Genomic DNA, 17,200 nt, shown 5'->3' with positions numbered 1-17,200 from the left:
AATCACTGTCCCGGAATTACTGAAATCGCTGTCCGCGAATTAGCGAAATTGCTGTCCGGAAATTGCCGAAACACGCAATCGGACAATGCTCTGCGTTCTAATCCTTGACAGCGGACATCAGAGCGTCGTCCTCAGGCCACGGCTTTGAGGAACTGATTGCGGTGGGCCCAAGGCAATAGCTGGTCGATGTCGCGGTTCGGATGACCGTTGACGATTGGTCAGCACGCCGGTGAGGTAGGCGAGCGGATCTATGTCGTTCAGCTTGCAGGTTTATGCCGCCCGCCGAACTATGTCGAGTCGGATCGTTTTCCCCAGATTTCTCGCTGACCGGCGTTTGGTCGGTTCGGCATAGTTCGTTCTGTACCTCCACTTTCAACAGCGGAGAACAGGAAGATGGAAGTTGAAGAGTACTTGGGCAGAAGCCGGCTGTACCGGCGTCTCAGAAGCGGGCCGCACGGACAGTTTGTCGAGCGCTACGCGCTCGTCTCGTCGAAGAGAGGCTCGTTCGGCACGGTACGTGGCGTTGCCTCAACGTGGTTGGAGGGCTCCTGAGTTGGATCGCGGGCCGTCGCTATAAGCTGGTCGATCTCGATGAGCAGGTCGTTGAGCGGTACCTCCGACATCGAGGCGGGAAGCAGTCTATCCAACCGGTGACCGGGCAGCGCTGAAGCGATGGTTGTCGCTGCTGCGAGAGGAAGGCGCGATCGCGCCGTTGGCGTTACCGCCTCTCACCTCGCACGGTAAGCTTCCTCACTGACCGAGATCACCTCAACGGTTTGCTGCCTCCAGGGTTCGGCTTGGTTGGCGAGCCCGTGGTGACGGTCGAATTTATTGTGATGAGCGAGCTGGCCTGGCTTGCCGGGCGTGGTTACTCGATGCTGCAGGTGCGTTTCCCGGCGGCCTACACCGGGGAGCGCGACCAGGTAGCCGGTCACTTCCTATCGGTCCTTTGGGAAAATCTCGCTGATCCGATCATAAGCGGTCGCGAGGAGCTCGGCTTCGCAAAGCTTTGGTGCGAACTCCCTCCGCCACGAATTATGGGCGATCGGGTGACGTGTACGGCGTCCTGGCTGGGGCTCGCAGACTTTTCCGAAGCCGCGCCTCGAATGCCGGCCTATCCGGGTCTTGGCGAGCAACGCAGCGTTGGCACGCTGCACTACAAGTACATCCCGCAAACCGGAGAGTGGGGCAAAGCCGCCGTCGCACACGCCTGTCTGCAGCCGCCGGCTGGCAAGCCTATCGTCGAAAAACTGCGCGTCGGGAAGGGGCGGGTGAACTTTCATTCCACGACGTGGGAGCAGATGCCCACCCAGTTCCACATCGTTCAGGCCCTCTCGGCGCTGCCGATTCTGGAGCAGCGCGAGGCCTGGTGCGTCGAGAGCCGCGGCGCTTCCGACCTGTCGCAACAATGCACCCTCGCTTGACCGCAATCGCGATCAGAATGAATTCGTCCTATGATGAGGCGTTTGCGAGCTTAGTTCGATCTTGGAGTGCTCGCTGGCGCGCCCCGATTATTTTGCAATTACTTGTGGTATTCCCCGCCAGCCGCGGATGAGGAATCTGAATCGGGATCGCGAGACATCGGCATTGACTTGATCTCGACAAAGTTCGGATACCTCCGTGCCGACATGGATTAAAAGCGTCAAATCCTTGGAATTTTCGCGGAATTTCGGCGCCCAATCATGATACGAAGAATTATGTCCGGACGTTGGTAATATTTTTAGATCGTGGAGACGGGTCGGGACCGAGGCCTGATTACTTGCTGAAGATGGCCTCCTAGTCGTCTCCACGTTGTTTCGTGCCGGAATGCTGAGCGGACGCTAGGGATCTACACCAAGGGGCGAATCGGATGGAGTGCGCTGCTTGGCCTCATGTGAGAGGTGATCTTGCGTCCACTCGGAGAGAGGCTGCGGTATTCCTAGACAATATCGAGGAGATCGATGGAGCGATAGGTCGGCAGAACTGGGTCACGAGATGGACAAGCATAGGAGACGCTCACTGCCTTCTTGGTGATCTGAACATAAAGAAGGCGGCTTTCGACGAGGCGACTGAAGCTTGCCTATGCGCGCTAACCGCTTTTGAGGTTGCGAGGCGACTTGCCGGCGAAGGGAATCCGCAAAGTAAGGAAGTTTCGGCCAAAGTTCAGGCTGGCATTGAGAGATTCGGATTGTCTCTGGATCGCAAGTTGGAGCTTGTGCCAATTTCGTGCGATCAAATTGAGTTTTTTGCCTACTACTTGCCTGCCGGTGGCTCCAATTTGCGTGCTCCAGCAGTCATTTGTATCAGCAGAGAAGATGAAACAGCTGCGACCCTACTCGGAAGGCTCTTGCCCGCCGTGATTGGTCGAGGTCTGTCAGTCCTCGTCGTCTCTCACGATGACGTCTCAAACGAATGGCGCGGTCAATCGGAAATGTTGCTGTCTTGCTGTTTGGACTACTTGTCCGCTCGGCCCGATATCGATGCCGCTCGCATTGGCGTCTATGGAGAAGGACTGTCAGCTGTTCTCGCGACCGATTTCGCTGTGTCTGATCGCCGGGTTGCGGCCGCGGTTTGCGATGGCGGCCTTTGGAGTTTTGCTCGGGTGTTGGCGTCTGTGGGCTGGAGGACGAGGGCTGCAGATGATGTTAGCGAAGACACGCTGTTAACGCGTCGCTCGCGATTAGTACGGCAGTTTAGATGCCCAATTCTCGTGGTCGCCGGTGGGCGCGGCGTTGTCAGCGTGCAAGAGGCGATTAAACTACAAGCTGACTGCCCGTCCGCGCATATCGATCTAGAATTAACGATGCCGCGGATGACCCATAGCTTCGTCGGGGAAATCGAAAATTTCATTGTATCCGATGACTGCATCTTCATATGGCTAGAGCATAAGCTACATCCGCTCCCTAGCCATTATCCGCCAGGGCCGCAGGGAAGACTCGGTGTGGCTCGTTGAGGTTGTGGTCATATTCAAAATCAATCCGCACGTGACCTGCTATTCGTCGCTACGTCGATGTACGACTGTGAAGATACCACGCGCTATCGGCGGCCAATCGCAAGGCCTTGCCGGCACCGACTAGCGAGCATTCGCTTTATGCCTACAACAAGCCTATGCTCAGTTTTTGAGACGCTAGGCGGCTGTTCTTGGCAATCGAGGTTAGTCGCTTATTGAGGTAGTGAAGTGCGTCCTGATCGAGGTCGCCAAACATGGTTGAGTTGAGAGCCTGTCTTTTCATCGACAGATTTGTGATTTCCGACCGCGCCTTTTGAGTCAGCGAGATCTGCAGAAACCTTGCGTCATCGGGCGACGTTACGCGGGCCAAAAACTCCATTTTCTCGAGTTTCTTTGTTTGGTTGGTGACGAAGGCGGGGTGGATTCGTAATTTGTTCGCAACCGCTATTCCTGAGACTCCGCGACCTTCGTCAAGTTCATCGACGGCCAGCAGAATCAGCCACTGAGGTTCCGTGATTCCCAGCATCTGCGCCCAGCTCTTATGTATTTCTTCGATCTGGGCGTGAATCTCGACAATGTTCCAGATGAAGTCAGTAACGGCTCTATCTAGTTGTTTCTCGGCCATGTTGGTCTTTCCGCCAAATCTGAGTGTCGCCGGTAGGCGCACGGCGGCCCACTCATCAAGAACGTACGTATCTCTCTTGGGTTACCCGAAATAGAGCTCACAGGACACAGGTGCCATGCAAACCAACAATTGACAAATTCAATTAATTGGACCGATCTGATTACTGTCAGACCGCTGTTGCAGACTATGAGAGGCTCTCATGTTTCGGTCACGCTAGAGAAATGCAATGGTCTTAAAGGGCTTTCTTTGTGATGGCTTCCTTCGTCGTCATGCCTTGTGTTGCTGAAGCGCAACGAATCGGTGGTAAATTTTGATTGCGTGAAATAATTAATTGTAGCAATTGATCTACGAAATTATATGACGATGGACAGCGAGGGGCGCCTCGAAGTCGTTCCGTCAAGCAGGCCCCGTTGGGGCGAGGCTAGTACCGGCGGATCTTTGAAGGACGGAAACGACGTTTCCAACTTGGAGGTTCATCATGAAGCTGACGAAGAGTCTCGTCTTCGGTTCTGTAGCAATGTTTGCGGGGGGCGGGGCAGAGGCAGCCGATCTTCCGGTAAAGGCGAAGGCGGTGGAGTACGTCAAGGTCTGTTCGCTATATGGCCCCGGATTCTATTATATTCCGGGTACGGACACCTGCCTCAAGCTGGGGGGGTATCTGCGTGTCCACGTCACCGCTAACTCACACAGTGACGCTGATCCTGCCGACAACGGCGCAGCTGCGGCACGAAACCGCCTCAGCAACGACTATATCTTCCGGTCTCGCGAAGCCCTGACCATCGACACTCGCACTGCAACCGAGTACGGCGTCGTCCGCACCTATTTCATGGGTTGGTTCACTTGGACCACTGGGGGCTACACCGGGGCAGGAAACGGCTCGACCGTTTACCAGTCGATTGGTGGCGTTTCAGCGCCGCTCAACGCGAATCCGGGCGCTGTCGCCGCCGGCGCGCTCGGCGTCCCCTACGCCTTCATCCAGTTCGCTGGTTTCACCCTCGGTAAGGCGACCTCGCAGTTCTCCACGCCTTGGGGCCAGTACCCCGCGAACAATGTCGACCTGCCGGGCTCTGGCGCGTGGGATCCTGTAAACCAGTTCAGTTATACTGCTGACTTCGGTCAAGGCGTTACGGTCTCATTCTCGGCTCAGGATCAAGTCGTCCACGACACCACCAATATCTGGAACGTGAGCGCAGCAACGGCGGCGGGCCTCGCCACCGGTACGTACGGTGGCGGCGACATCGGCGGTACGCGGGCCCCGGACCTGATTGCCTCGCTTCGCGTCGACCAGGCTTGGGGCCTCTTCCAGGCATCGGTGGCTGCCCACGACAATCATGCCGCCTACTATGGCGCTGACGAAACGTCGGGACATCCGGACGACAAGTGGGGTTGGGCTGGTCAGTTGGCTTTGTCGATCAAGAACCTCCCGACTGGCGCGGGTGATACGATCAACTTGACAGGCGTGTATGCGAACGGTGCAAGCCGCTATGTTTTCCATGATTATATGTCGACCACCTACGCGAGGTACACTGGTACGAACTTGGCGGGTGCTTACCAGAGCGTCGGGCTCGCCGGTATTTCTGACTCCGTGTTCGTTGCAGGCGCGGGCCAGCAATTAACGACGACATACGGCTTCAACGCCGGCTATACCCACAACTGGAACCCGCAATGGTTTACCCAAGTCTTCGGCGGGTGGGGGGGTGTGCGCTATAACGGCACAGCCAAGGGCTACATCTGCAGTGCGTTCGTCACAGGCCTCGCGCTATCGAGTGGCATCGCCGGCTGTAATCCTGACTTCAACTATGCGACCGTCGGTACATACACCGCCTGGACCCCCGTCAAAAACCTGACCTTCGGGGCGGAAATTACTTACAATATCCTCGATCAGAAGTATGCGGGCGGGAGCACCGTGACGCTGCCGGTGCAGTCGAGTGTTGCAAAGCCGGGTGCTGTGTATGAGCTGAAGGATCAGGGCGCCCTCACGCTGCTGCTCCGCGCTCAGCGCAACTGGTGAGTCTCCGTCAAACTAGAAGGAGAAAGGGTAACCGCTCTACCCATTTAAGTCTGACCTCCAAGAAGGCCTCCGGGATGCCTCCCCGGAGGCCTTCTACCGAAGGAGCGTACCACGATTCTATGATTGCCGCGGGGTCTGTAAATCACAGAGGCGTCCAACGCGGCGAGAGTGCCGCTATGCCATTCAGAGCACTCGCTCGCCCCTGACATTCAACTTTGTACGACAGGTGCTCTGAATCTGGGAGCAGGAGGCTAAGCGCCAACAATGTCTGAACTAGTTGTGGCGTTCACGCACGGAGACCGCCGCCGGGTCCTTACTCGCGGACCGCACCATTTCGAAAAATGTGCGTTTGATGCGTTCGAGGCTGCGCTGCAGGCTCGCGGCTTCGGTATCCGCCGCATTCGGCCTCCAACCGTGCCGGCGGGCACGGCCAGGGGAGGACGATGTGCCGAAGTTGACAGGCGTGGGGTGAGAGAGAATGAGTCTCCTGCGCGACACGCGTGCTGGCGTCCAGCCCAGCCGGATGCGCTATCGCAAGGGGGACTAGTTTGTGCGCGCATCAACCGAGGACTCGTGTCAAGCGCGACCGCATCGTACGCATCCGGTGTAGCTTTCAATTACCCACAAATGCTTGATTCGATTGCAGTAGCCCTAATCGAAAATCTTGAATCGGATGAATCGCTTGTGATTCATTGTTGAGCACCTGAATCGCGACGACGCGGTGCCTTGATGTGTTCGAGCGGAACGACGTCTCGTTGGTCGGCCGGCCCGGATGGTCGCCAGGATGATGGTGATGAAAGCGTCGTCGAACATTGGACAGAGCGCGAGATCGACAAGACAGCTTTCAAGGATGCCCGTCTTGGTCAGCGATTTGGCGAGCTGTTGAAGCAAATTGGTGACGGCATGGGCGGGAGCATACCGTTCGCGTGCCAGAACTGGGCGAACACGAAGGCGGCCTACCGCTTTTTCGCCAACGAGCGCGTGGAGGAAGCCGACATTCTCAGCGGCCACTTCGCCGCCACACGCGCGCGGTACGATGATTGTACAGGCCCAATTCTCCTCATTCAGGACACGACGGAATTCTCCTACCAACGCGCGAACACGAGCGCTGTCGGCCTGACCAAGATGCCGATTCCGAGATGATGGTGCGCACCGTACCGACTTGATGGCGCGCGGGGTTCCGAAATGATCGCGCGCAGCATTCCGAGCATTGTCCGCGCAGCATTCCGATTTGATCGCGCGCAGTTTCGGATGGTGTGAGGCCCGATGGGCCATTTCTCCGGCTGGAAACACCTTGGAGAATTGGATGCCGACGAGGAGGGTTATCATGCGCCAGGTGCGCGAGATTGTGAGGTTGAGCCTTGAGGCTGGGCTCTCGACGCGCGTGGTTGGCGAGCGTGTCGGCGTCGGGTCGACGACGGTACGTGACACACTGAAGCGGTTTGCGCGCGCGGGTCTGGCATGGCCAGTCCCGGAAGCGATAAGCGACGCCGAGCTGGAGCAACGGCTGTACGGGGTACCTGGCGTGAAGCCGGGGCGCCGCAAGGTGGCCGAGCCTGACTGGTCCGTTATTGCCCGCGAGCTCAAGCGCAAGCATGTGACCCTGCAGGTGCTGTGGGACGAGTATATTGCAGAGCATCCGGACGGGGACCGGTACAGCCGTTTCTGTGACCTGTTCCGCAACTGGGAAGGCCGGCTGCCGCTGGTGATGCGCCAGCACCACGGCGGGGGCGAGAAATTGTTTGTCGACTATGCCGGCGACTCGGTGCCGGTGGTTAACCGTAAGACTGGCGAGGTGCGTGACGCGCACATCTTCGTCGCGGTCATGGGCGCATCCAGCTTGTCGTTCGCGCTAGCTACGTGGACCGAGCAGCTCGGCGACTGGATCGCGGGACATAACGCGGCCTACAGCTTTTTTGGCGGCGCGACGCAACTGCTGGTGCCCGACAACGCCAAGGTCGCGGTGATCAAGGCCTGCCTGTACGACCCGCAGATCAATCGCACCTGTGCGGAAATGGCGGCGCATTACGGCACCGCCATATTGCCGGCGCGGCCGCGCTGTTTCATACTGCACCTCATTCCTGTGATGGCGCGGTGATCGAGATGAGTCGTGCTGGGCAACCGCGAGGGCCGCCATGGCCTTGATGATGATTTTGCTCGGCGGGATCTCCCACAGTCCGCGGTTCAGGCTGTCCGTATAGCATTTTTTGATGAGCCCCTGATTGCCCCATTCGCGCACAGCTGTCTTTGAGACACCGAACTTCGCGGCTACCTCGCGCGTCGTGAGCATGCCGCGCCGGCGCAGTCGATCATGACGGCTCGAGAGCTTGTAGGCGCAACGAATCCAGGCGACCTTCTTGAGATTGAACGGCTTTGCGTCCCATGTGCGCCGTCCGTTCTGATTGAGAATCTCAGCGATCTCACGATCGCAGTGATGGTCGAGGCAACGATCGACCTCGGCGACGAGCTCAGGTTTGAACTTGCGGATCTGTGCGATAGGCAGCGGCCGTTCGAGCACCAAGGAGCGCGTGGCGCCGCCCGACAGGCGCACGTGAACGGTGATCTTCTCCGCTTTGATCAGGGTTACGTCGTCGATTAGTAGACGCGCAATACGCTTGCGCTCGCGGACGTCGATACGCGGGTCATGCCAGATTCGGGGTAGTTGCTCGGCAAGATCGAGAATGCGCCGTCAGGTCTCGGCGCTCAGTGCTGCGGCCTGCTGTTTGCAACAGCGCTCGTAGTCTTCCGCCGCATCGGCATGAATGCGCAGCTTCTCGTTCCATTCCGCTTCGAGTGCATCGGCGACGAGGCGGTTGTCGGGATCGACCTTCATGTAGCGCCGACGTGCGAGCTCGCCTTCATAGCGCATCCGCTCGACATGCTGGCGACGCGCTGCGTCAGTCTCCGCGGCGCGCGCCTCGAGCTCGCGCTGAATCTCCAAAGTGACCGCCGGGCTCATCGGTGTCATCAGCTCGATCATCAGGGCGGCGATCGCGGCATCGACGAGCTTCCCGGGAACCGTTTGGCATGTCCATCCCGCGCGCCGCACCGCATTAGCTTGACAGACATAGGTCGGCACTGTGCGGCTGTGCTCTTGGCTGTACCGCACATCCATGCGTTCGCCACAGAGGCCACAGACCACGCGACCTTGCAGCAACGCCGGTCCTTCGCGGGCCGGCCCCGACCGCCGTTCGCCGCCGAAGGCGCGAGCATTGTCGGCGAGCCGCCGCTGACTGGCTTCGAACCGTTCCCAGTCGATGTAGCCTTGGTACATGCCCGGCATGACGAACTGCCAGTCCGCGCGGGCAACCCTGACGACACTGCTGCCGCCGTCGGGCTTGTGCCGTGTGCGCGTGCGACCATAGACGAAGGCGCCGGCGTAGCGTGGATTGTGGAGCATCTGCAGGATGCGCGCATGATTCGGCGGCGCCCACAGGAGGTCACCCTTGTTTGGACCAGCGCGCAATCGACGTGGGAACAACAGACCCTGCTCTCGGAACAAGTGGACGGTCTGCACGGCACTTTCGGTCCGCTCGAAGGTGTCGAACAGGAGACGGATGGCATTCTGCACTTGGGCGTCAGGATCGAGGCCGAGGGTCCGATCATTCCGGTAAACCAAGCCGACCGGAGGGCACATCTCAAGCTCGCCACGTCGCGCCTTGTTGAGTTGGCCATCCGCGGACCGCGTTACTACAATTAGGAGGCCACCCCTTGCTCATCCATCCGACCCTCGACCGCCTCAACGCCCTCGGCCTCCACGGGATGGCCAAGGCCTTCGCCGACATCGAAGCAACCGGCGAGGCCGCAAGCCTCGGTCACGCCGAATGGCTCGCGCTGCTGCTCGAACATGAAGCCTCGCTGCGCCACGACAAGCGGCTCGCCACCCGCCTGCGCTACGTGAAGCTGCGCCAGCAGGCGTGCGTCGAGGACGTCGACTACCGCACCCCGCGCGGCCTCGATCGCCCGCTGTTCGTCAAGCTTGTCGAGGGCCGCTGGATTGAGGACCATGCCAACCTGCTGATCTGCGGCCCGGCCGGCGTCGGCAAGAGCTGGCTCGCCTCGGCGTAGGCGTTCCGGTATTTTGGCGGGGTCCCCAGCTATGTCGTGCTCGACCGACGGTTGATCCGAAGAGCGGCCGCTACCGTCGCGGCGGGTGGTTTGGCAATCCAGCCAGCGAGTCTGGGCGCAGCTTCACGAAGAGGGCGCGCCGTCCCCGCCTGACGGCGATCATCAGGTGGGGGAGTTTCACCATACCCGGGGGAGTTTGACCGACCACGGGGCCAAGTTGCGCGATGATCGCAAGCCGGCGACGCGATCGAACGAGACCTAGGCGATGGACTTTGTCCACGATCAGTTGGCGACCGGGCTCAAGCTCCGGGTGCTCACGGTCATTGACACCTTCTTCAGCTACTCACCTGCGCGTGCCGCGGTTCACCTTCTGCGGCACCGAAGTCGCGGAGGTGCTGGAAGGGGCCTGCAACGACGATCTGATCGCCGGCCTCCTCAATCGCAACGGCCTCAAGACCGGCAACGGCAATCGCTGGACCCGCGAGCGCGTCACATCAATGCGCTCGAACTACCACATCCCGGTGTTCAAGCCCGCGGAAGACGGGATCGAGCCATGGCTCAACCTTGGCAACAGTCGACCTGGGCCTCCTCGCCGGGGAGGAACTCAAGGCGATCAAACTGCTCGGGGTCGCTGTGCCGCAACCGGCGCACAAACCGCTTGACGCTCTGGTAGCTGGACGGAAAGCCAAATTGATCGACCAGGTCCTGGTAAATCGCCTGCGCATTCCGCTTCAGGCGGACCCGTTCTTCGATCCACGTCCGATGCGCTTCGCAAGCCGAACGGGCCAGGCTGCTGGTGACCGTCGCTTCCGATGCCCCAAAGCCGGTGGTCGGGCTGGAGGAATTTGGCCGTCCACGCTCACCGGGCCGGTGGTCACTTCCCCGGGGGAATTTGCCTCCGCACCAGCCCGCAGCGCCCGGTAACGCCGGATCGTCTTGCGATCGACCCCGTCAGTCTGTGGATCTCGCGCTGGCTGGCGTTGCGATCGAGTAGTGTAAATACCGTGCTTTGCAGGTGTGGCTTCAAGACGTTCAACTCCCCGGTCCTTGCTGGCTAAAGGGACCGAAAATAAACGTCCTGCCTGACCGGCTACCGCTGTTCAGCGGCGCCATTGGCTCCGCGCCTTGCGGCGGATCTTCACACTCACGCCCGCGGCGCCGTATCCCGCCGCCACAGCCGTCTTACCATAGGCATAGGCGCCGCCGTAGACCGGGTTCTCAATGATCCGGTGGATGGCGGAGTAGTTTGGCCGCCGCCAGGCCGTGTCGCCGTTGGGCTGCTTCACCGGTAGATCGAGATTGTACTCGTGCAGCCAGCAGAGCGCCTGTCGCGCGCTGCCCAGTTCTTCGACCTTGTCGAACACCAGCTTGATTGTTTCCTGGACACGCCGATCCGGGCCTTTCTCATAACGGTCGCCGACCTTCACGAAGCCGACGGGCGCTGCCACAACCAACTCGCCCCGGCGTGCCTTCTCGTAGCGGGCCGTGAGCGAGCGCTGGCGCAACAGATCCAGCTCGTACTCGTTGAGGCTGCCGTTGAGCCCGAGCAGCAGGCGGTCGTTGCCGTGCCTTGGCGCGTAGATGGTCTCCTGATCGACCAGACGGTATCGACCTCGCGGGCGCAAATCCATCCTCATCCGTGACGCGAATGGTTGTCTCTAGGCGCCTCGTTGGCGTACCGAGCCTTCCTGCGCGACGGAAGCTACCAGCGTTCCATTTGGCTTGAAGATCAGGCCGCGCGTGAGACCGCGTCCGCCTTGAGCGCTCGGTGATTTCTTGGCGTAGAGTAGCCATTCATCGGCGCGGAACGGGCGGTGAAGCCACATTGCGTGGTCGAGGCTTGCCGAGATCATGCTCTCATCGAACAGCGTGCGGCCATAACGCGCCATCACCGCATCAAGCAGCAAGAGATCCGAGGCATAGGCCAGCGCGCACATATGGAGCGTGGGATCGTCGGGCAACTTCGCGACGGCCTTCATCCAAATATGAATGCGACCGTCGTTAATCTTCTGCCCGACATAACAGCCGAGCTCGACCGGGCGTAGCTCAATCGGTCGATCGGATTCGTAGTAGCGGCGGATGAAATCCGGAATTTCGCGATACATCGGCTGCTTAGAGAATTCCTCAGCCGTGAGTCGCTCTGGCTGGGGTACGTCGGGCATACTGTCCTCATGGTCTAGGGCGCCGTTCTCACCGACATGGAATGATACCATAATCGAGAAGATCGCGTCGCCGTGCTGGATCCCGGTGACGTGCCGGGTGGAGTAGCTCCTGACGTCGCGCAGGCGTTCGACCTGACAGATGATCGCACCTGCGGATCGCCGGCCTTGATAAAGTAGCAATGCAGCGAATGAGGCAGCCGGCCTTCTACGTGCGGCAGGCGGCTACCATCGCTTGCCCAATCGCCTGGCCACCGAACACCCGTTGCGAGCAGGTATTCGGACTATTGCCGCGAAACAGGTTCATCTCGATCGGTTCGAGGTCACGCATAATTGCGGAAGTCTACCGGTTTGGTCGCCACCATCACCCGGACCGCACCCGACGGACCGACCACCGGCTCGCCTTCAGCGCCTGGACGATCGACGCAATCATCGTTGGGTCCGCACCACGACCTGCCCGGATCGTGATGCCGTCGACTTCGATCTCGATCCTTGCGCACCACTTTGCGCTCCTGGTGAGCAGCCGGCGCCGGTACCACGGCCTCCACCACCGCTGGCACAAACTGTACTTTGTCCGCTTCGGAATGACCGCCTGCTGCTTCTCGCAACTGGCGGCGCCAACCAAACAACTGCTGCGGCGACAATCCATGCCGTCGGGCCACGGAACACACCGAGTCGCCACTCGCCACGATCTCCGCGACGATCCGCGCCTTGTCCTCGTCGCTCAACTCCAGCCGACGACCGGCTCCGGTGAAGACCTCAAGCCGCCGCACCGGCTCCGTGATAGCACTATGCACTGTGTCCATTCTAAGCCTAACGGTCCGAACAAACCGCAGGCTCGCAGATCACCCCGTCATCCGGTAGGTGGCCGCTGAACAGCGCTCTGATGTCCGTTGTCAAGGCTCAGAACGCAGACGTTCGTCCGATCGTTGATCGGCTGTAGATACTGATGATCGCGCATGGGTAGAGGCGGAACCGAAGGACGTCGGTGATCAAGCTCTGATGCGCGGGTTGGCTACCGCATTCCCGATTGTGCGTCCGGGGTCTGCTCCGATCTTACTGCGGGCGTCGGTGTTCTTGCCGGCCACAAAGCGTCTGACGGGCATTCCCTCTACCGTGGTCCCGCCTCCGCCAATGCGCGATGATGAGAGGGCCTGATCAGGCTGATTGCACTTGCCTAGCGACCGCCCACATGAAGCCGACCAGTTCACGGGCGATAGCAGTGCAGACCACCATCGTTCGCTTGCCGCGCGAAGCGAGCTTTGGTAGCGAGCAGTCAGGCGGATCTGCGCCTTCCATGCGATCTCTCGCACCGCTGGCGATGCCTGCTCGAGCCGGTATAGCTTTGTCTTTCCGATCTTCGCCGGGTGTCGATACGTCCAGGCGCTCTCGACCAACATGTGGCGAACCCGGCTATTGACGGCCTTGGTGATGCCGCCACGCCTGACCGTCTCCCCGGTCGATCGCTCGCCCGGCACCAGGCCGAGATAGCCCATGAGCTGACGTGAGATCTCAAAACGGCGTCACCAAGCTCGGTGGCAAATGTCACCGCGACGATTAGATCGATACCTCGTGGTGCTTGAAGCGCCGGCACGAGTGGCTCCAAGGACCAGGCCGAGACGAACTCTTCGATCGTGCGCTCCAGACGTTCGACCCGCTCCCTGGTGATGCGAACTGCTTCGACCATTTCTTGGAGCGCGATCTGATGCGCGGGATGATCGAACTGCTGCTCTGAAGCCAACGCAGATAGCGCATCGTCCATCCCTTCTTGCGGGGATAGGTGCGGCCGTGCTTGAGCATGAAGGCGCTCACCTGTTGGCGGTGGACCCGCAGCGCCTCAACCGCCGCCGCGCGGGCGCGGACGAGATCGCGCATCGCTTCGTGACCTTCATCGGGAATCCATACCGCCGTCAGCTCGCCGGCGCGCAGCAGCCGGGCGAGGGAAACCGCGTCCCGGCGGTTTGTCTTCACCCGATCACATGGCTTCTTTTGGATCAGCGACGGCGCAACCACGGTGCATTCATGGCCGAGCGACCGGATCAGGCGATAAAGGCCATAGCCAGTCAGACCGGCCTCGTAACAGAAATGCACACCATCAAACCGGCTGGCGATCCGTTCAACGACCCGGCGCATGCCGGTCGCCGACGCGTCGACCTCACCGAAGAAGCGAACCTCTCCTTCCCGGCCTGTTTCCGCGATCGCGATGGCGCTTTTCAGCTTCGCGTTCGATTCCGACAAGTGCTTCCCTATAATCTGCCACCGCTCGTCCGCCTGTGATGAGGATCGGCTCGGTACGCCCGATTAACCCTCGGACGCGCAGTGTAGGGCGAGCCACCTCACCGGAAGAGTCGGACATACGAGCCTTACGCTCAAGCGGTGGGACGGCTTCACCCGCTTTGTCCATGACGGAAGGATCTGCTTGACCAACTATGCCGAAGGCGCCGTATCGCGTGGTTTGTGACGCCTAACACCTTTGCCGCTTCGGTCATGGTGAGCCATTCGCCATCTTTTCCGCGGATCGATAGGCATGGATTCCACGCACGCGTCGAACGGAAGCGACCCGGTGCACCGTCCAGGTCTTGCCTTGGCCGGTGGGCAAGCTCATTCGATTGAGCGACGCGGCGATATGTTCGTCGGACCAGCGGCCGGCCATGCTGCGTATGACCGCCAAAGCGTCTTCGGTCGTTGCGCAACCATGTTCACCAGTCCGTGGCTTATGGACGCGCAGCTCGGAGTGCTGACCACCACGCCAATGGATCGTGAGCACGACATCGCGCGCATCATCATCGACATCGACGACGATCTCAGTGATCAATGTCCGCAATAGTTGCTGGCGGGCACGCATCGTAACACCCGGCGCATTCCACGCCGCCGATAGATTGTCCGCCAGATTGGTGAAGGCACTCGGATCGACCTGGACGTCTGATGGCTTTTCAGCGGGCTGGCGTGTCTCCAGGTCCCGGACACGCCGGAGCGCGGCTCCCAGTTCTTCTCCAACTGCGCGGCAATGAGACGATTGTCAGGATCGCAGGCGGCGTAGCGTCGCTCGGCCAGGCTTGCCTCATAGCGGGCCTGCTGCATTTCCAAGTCCATGATGCGTTGCTGGTCTTCCTGTTGTTCCCGGTGCATCCGCTCCGCCTCGAACGCGGCTTCGATCGCCATTGGCTCCACCGCCTGCAACAACTCCCGGGCGATCGCGGCATCAACCCGCGGGCCGCCGAAGGTCATGCACCGGCGCAGACCCATAAAGTTTGGTTTTTCGCAGCGATATACCGGTCGGCTCTGCGGATTGCCGGTGTAGGTGACGCTCAGCCGCCGCCCGCATCGCCCGCAGGTCATCATCCTCGACAGGAGTGCCCTGCCACCCCGGCCGGACTTTGCGCCTCCGGCACGACCGTAATTGTTAAGGGCGAGTTGCTTCTGGTTGCGCTCATATTCGGCCCAGCCGATATAGCCTTCGTGATGATCTTTGATCATCACCTCCGATGTCCCGATCGGCTTGCCATGCCCTAGCTCCACCGTGCCCTCCCTTCGACGATGGAGGTGCGTTTCTCGCTTTTCCCGTAGACGTAAAGGCCTACATAAAAAGGATTCTTGAGAACCACGATGACGTTGCGGTAGCGGATCGCCACCCAGTCGAAGCTGGTCATGCGACCTTCGTCGGAGGGCCGCGGGAAGTGGATCTGATCGGCTATCCTCGAGAGCAACACCTGGCGCGCGCTGCCCAGCTCGCGGAAGCGCGAAGATGATTCGGGTCACTTCCTGGAGACGTAGATCGGGATCGAGACCAAGCCCCGCTTCACGGTGCCAAATGTAGCCGAATGGAACCGATAACCGCAGCTCGCCCCGGCTGGCCTTGGACCGGGCAGCGTCCAGCATTCTCGCGCGCAGCACGCCGAGCTCGAACTCGCTGATACTGCCTTTCATGCCGAGGAGCAGGCGATCATTTGGCTGACACGGATTATAGACGCCGTCGAGATCGATGACGCGGGCTTCGACAAGCCCACATAATTCGAGCAGGTGATGCCAATCGCGACCGTTTCGCGCGAGCCTGGACGCATCGAAGCATAGAACGGCGCCGACCTTGCCGGCGCACAGCCGTGCGACCAAGCGGTCGAAGCCCGGGCGTGCCACCGTCCCGCTTGCCGAACGGCCGAGATCATCATCGATGATTTCAACGTCGACGAAACCGCGTTGGCGGGCGACATCGACGAGATCGTATTGGCGCCGCTTGCTCTCCAGGTCGGTCATAACCCGGGATTGCGTCGACTGGCGCACATACACGACAGCCTTCCTCTTGAGAACGACCGCCGGAATCACCTCAGCGCTAGTCATCTTCAAGCTCCTCGACGCTGAGGCCCGCCGCCTGCATGAGGATTTGGGCCAGCACCGAGATGATCTTGTCCCGCTCGACGGAGGCCACGCCTTCCAGCCGGCTGTTGTCGAATAAGAGGTTCATCTGCCGGCTCGGCGCCGCCGCCGGCAATCTGAGAGACTTCATTGCGTTCCTCCCGAACGAGCATTCAACCGGCGATCGATACCACGATGCCTGCCGGCCCTTGGACGCTAAGAAATTGGCCCGTCGCTCGCTCCTCCATGCGACGCACCAAGATCTTGCGGCCGAAATATGGATGATACCGGTAGTGGACTTCCAATTCCTGCCCGACATGGGCAGAATGAACGGGCAATGGCTCTTGGAAGAAAGGCATGGTTGTTCGCCGGCTCCGATCATGGTGCCGATCGGGCCGCCGTCATGGCGACGCTCATCATGACTGCGTGTCTCAACGACATCGCCCCGAAAGCCTGGCTCGCCGACGTCTTCGCGCGTATCGCCGACATGCCGCAAGGCCGGCTGCATGAGTTATTGCCGTGGAACTGGACGCCTCGTGCGTCGGGGCCCTCCACTCAAGTAGCGCAATCATGCACTCAAGCGATGAACTCGTGGATCGATCTGTCCGCGGCTTAGCTCGGATGGATACGAAGACCCCATGATTGACACGCCTTCTCACTTAGATCGCCGCGCCGCAGTTCACGCACGGAGACCGCTGCACGCGGTCCTTGGACGCGCAGATCGTGCCATTTATCTTCGACGAAAATGCGCGCTTAATGCGTTCGCGTCTGTGCTGCAGGCTCGCGGCTTCGGCATCCGTCGCATTCGACCTCCAACCGTGCCGGCGGGCGCGGCCAGGGGAGGATGATGTGCCGAAGTTGACCGGCGTGGGGTGAGAGAGAATGTCCTCCTGCGCGACGTGTGCTCGCGTCCAGCCCAGCCGCACGCGCTATCGCAAGGGGGCGCGCATCAACCGAGAGCTCGCGTCAAGCGCGACCGCATCTCACATCGTGCGACAGCCATTGATATCGGCATCAGTGTAGCGCAATCGGCTAAGCGGAAAAAGGCGCCAGTATTG

The 17,200-nt window shown here is 60.3% G+C and carries 9 protein-coding genes and 10 pseudogenes; 9 read left to right on the top strand and 10 right to left on the bottom strand.

Features of this window, described 5'->3' with window-relative positions; all coding sequences use genetic code 11:
• Positions 1–131: 131 nt before the first annotated feature.
• A pseudogene (locus XH92_RS44060) lies at positions 132–270 on the bottom strand (transposase domain-containing protein); the annotation flags it as partial.
• Between the two features lie 506 nt (positions 271–776).
• Here XH92_RS44060 and XH92_RS36085 point away from each other — a divergent pair.
• Complete coding sequence (locus XH92_RS36085; protein WP_194456341.1) at positions 777–1,424, top strand: acetoacetate decarboxylase family protein; 648 nt, start codon at positions 777–779, stop codon at positions 1,422–1,424.
• A gap of 1,650 nt (positions 1,425–3,074) precedes the next feature.
• Here the strand turns inward: XH92_RS36085 and XH92_RS36080 are convergent.
• Entirely contained in the window at positions 3,075–3,554 is a 480-nt protein-coding gene (locus XH92_RS36080; protein ID WP_194456340.1) for a MarR family winged helix-turn-helix transcriptional regulator, read from the bottom strand.
• A 478-nt stretch (positions 3,555–4,032) separates the two neighbouring features.
• Between XH92_RS36080 and XH92_RS36075 the strand changes: the two genes are divergently transcribed.
• The 4 genes and pseudogenes from XH92_RS36075 to XH92_RS43370 all read left to right on the top strand — a co-directional run bounded on the left by XH92_RS36075 (position 4,033) and on the right by XH92_RS43370 (position 8,164).
• Complete coding sequence (locus tag XH92_RS36075; RefSeq protein ID WP_194456339.1) at positions 4,033–5,565, top strand: porin; 1,533 nt, start codon at positions 4,033–4,035, stop codon at positions 5,563–5,565.
• 729 nt (positions 5,566–6,294) lie between these two features.
• Positions 6,295–6,708: a transposase gene (locus XH92_RS36070; protein WP_194456338.1), complete on the top strand. Its 414-nt coding sequence runs from the start codon at positions 6,295–6,297 to the stop codon at positions 6,706–6,708.
• A 184-nt stretch (positions 6,709–6,892) separates the two neighbouring features.
• A pseudogene (gene istA, locus XH92_RS36065) lies at positions 6,893–7,624 on the top strand (IS21 family transposase); the annotation flags it as partial.
• A 252-nt stretch (positions 7,625–7,876) separates the two neighbouring features.
• Entirely contained in the window at positions 7,877–8,164 is a 288-nt protein-coding gene (locus XH92_RS43370) for a hypothetical protein (protein ID WP_246787909.1), read from the top strand.
• A 90-nt stretch (positions 8,165–8,254) separates the two neighbouring features.
• On the opposite strand, the gene XH92_RS43365 is transcribed toward XH92_RS43370, so the two are convergent.
• Positions 8,255–9,202: a recombinase family protein gene (locus XH92_RS43365; RefSeq protein WP_246787907.1), complete on the bottom strand. Its 948-nt coding sequence runs from the start codon at positions 9,200–9,202 to the stop codon at positions 8,255–8,257.
• 74 nt (positions 9,203–9,276) lie between these two features.
• Here XH92_RS43365 and XH92_RS36055 point away from each other — a divergent pair.
• Both XH92_RS36055 and XH92_RS36050 read left to right on the top strand, forming a co-directional pair.
• A pseudogene (locus tag XH92_RS36055) lies at positions 9,277–9,630 on the top strand (ATP-binding protein); the annotation flags it as partial.
• A gap of 214 nt (positions 9,631–9,844) precedes the next feature.
• Positions 9,845–10,043, top strand: a pseudogene (locus tag XH92_RS36050) (IS3 family transposase); the annotation flags it as partial.
• Positions 10,044–10,194: 151 nt separating this feature from the next.
• Here the strand turns inward: XH92_RS36050 and XH92_RS36040 are convergent.
• The 7 genes and pseudogenes from XH92_RS36040 to XH92_RS36010 all read right to left on the bottom strand — a co-directional run.
• A pseudogene (locus XH92_RS36040) lies at positions 10,195–10,704 on the bottom strand (IS21 family transposase); the annotation flags it as partial.
• A 29-nt stretch (positions 10,705–10,733) separates the two neighbouring features.
• On the bottom strand, positions 10,734–11,264 hold the full coding sequence (locus XH92_RS36035; protein WP_246787905.1) for a recombinase family protein: 531 nt from the start codon (positions 11,262–11,264) through the stop codon (positions 10,734–10,736).
• A gap of 27 nt (positions 11,265–11,291) precedes the next feature.
• Positions 11,292–12,123: pseudogene (locus tag XH92_RS36030) on the bottom strand (acyl-CoA thioesterase).
• The gene (locus XH92_RS36025; protein ID WP_246787902.1) at positions 12,116–12,589 is read right to left on the bottom strand and encodes a transposase; all 474 of its coding nucleotides are present in this window, start codon (positions 12,587–12,589) and stop codon (positions 12,116–12,118) included. Before XH92_RS36025 ends, XH92_RS36030 begins: the two are co-directional and overlap by 8 nt.
• 361 nt (positions 12,590–12,950) lie before the next feature.
• A pseudogene (locus tag XH92_RS36020) lies at positions 12,951–14,148 on the bottom strand (IS110 family transposase).
• Positions 14,149–14,179: 31 nt separating this feature from the next.
• Positions 14,180–16,127 (bottom strand): annotated as a pseudogene (locus XH92_RS36015) (recombinase family protein).
• Complete coding sequence (locus XH92_RS36010) at positions 16,120–16,293, bottom strand: hypothetical protein (protein WP_194456337.1); 174 nt, start codon at positions 16,291–16,293, stop codon at positions 16,120–16,122. The pseudogene XH92_RS36015 and the gene XH92_RS36010 overlap by 8 nt, the downstream one beginning before the upstream one ends.
• A 180-nt stretch (positions 16,294–16,473) precedes the next feature.
• Between XH92_RS36010 and XH92_RS36005 the strand changes: the two are divergent.
• A pseudogene (locus XH92_RS36005) lies at positions 16,474–16,758 on the top strand (transposase domain-containing protein); the annotation flags it as partial.
• 98 nt (positions 16,759–16,856) lie between these two features.
• Positions 16,857–16,981 (top strand): annotated as a pseudogene (locus XH92_RS43360) (8-amino-7-oxononanoate synthase); the annotation flags it as partial.
• Between the last annotated feature and the right edge of the window lie 219 nt (positions 16,982–17,200).

This window comes from Bradyrhizobium sp. CCBAU 53421 (assembly GCF_015291625.1).
In the GTDB taxonomy this organism is placed as follows: domain Bacteria; phylum Pseudomonadota; class Alphaproteobacteria; order Rhizobiales; family Xanthobacteraceae; genus Bradyrhizobium.
Note: the sequence above shows the minus strand (reverse complement) of the source record. Positions and strands in the feature narration are given on the sequence as shown.

Excerpts from the sequence above, each read along its gene's own strand:
- XH92_RS36080 (WP_194456340.1), bottom strand. The coding sequence starts at position 3,554 with ATGGCCGAGAAACAACTAGATAGAGCCGTTACTGACTTCATCTGGAAC.
- XH92_RS36075 (WP_194456339.1), top strand. The coding sequence starts at position 4,033 with ATGAAGCTGACGAAGAGTCTCGTCTTCGGTTCTGTAGCAATGTTTGCG.
- XH92_RS36070 (WP_194456338.1), top strand. The coding sequence starts at position 6,295 with ATGTGTTCGAGCGGAACGACGTCTCGTTGGTCGGCCGGCCCGGATGGT.
- XH92_RS43370 (WP_246787909.1), top strand. The coding sequence starts at position 7,877 with ATGACGGCTCGAGAGCTTGTAGGCGCAACGAATCCAGGCGACCTTCTT.
- XH92_RS43365 (WP_246787907.1), bottom strand. The coding sequence starts at position 9,202 with ATGTGCCCTCCGGTCGGCTTGGTTTACCGGAATGATCGGACCCTCGGC.
- XH92_RS36035 (WP_246787905.1), bottom strand. The coding sequence starts at position 11,264 with ATGGATTTGCGCCCGCGAGGTCGATACCGTCTGGTCGATCAGGAGACC.
- XH92_RS36010 (WP_194456337.1), bottom strand. The coding sequence starts at position 16,293 with ATGAAGTCTCTCAGATTGCCGGCGGCGGCGCCGAGCCGGCAGATGAAC.